The following is a 314-nucleotide window of genomic DNA, read 5'->3' on the forward strand; positions in this document are numbered from 1 at the left end:
ACGATGTCATGGAACTCCTCATTCCACACATACGTGTTACCTTTGGCGAAAAAACCTCTCGGACGCGGCTCACTGGCATCCCGTCCGCTTGAACCGTCATAACTTACACCCACGGACATCTCGGCTATAAAGCTGTCATTCCATGCCGAAGCGTCCGCCTGGCTCTGATAACAGCGGACAGAGAAAGTGGAATACCCTACAGAAGCATTGACCGTAATCTCGGATGCCCTCGAAGGTCCTGCGATGGCGCTCCATATCCCGTTGCTGTAGCCTCTCGCTGCCAGATATCCGTCCGGATAAGTCAATGTGGCGCT

Annotated in this window: 1 protein-coding gene; it reads right to left on the bottom strand. The window is 53.8% G+C overall.

All coding sequences use genetic code 11. The features are described from left to right. Positions 1-314 (bottom strand): hypothetical protein (locus M1B78_RS18930; protein ID WP_257941513.1); only part of this gene is annotated, 314 nt, incomplete at both ends.

The organism is Bacteroides muris (ex Fokt et al. 2023), assembly GCF_024704895.1.
In the GTDB taxonomy this organism is placed as follows: domain Bacteria; phylum Bacteroidota; class Bacteroidia; order Bacteroidales; family Bacteroidaceae; genus Bacteroides; species Bacteroides muris.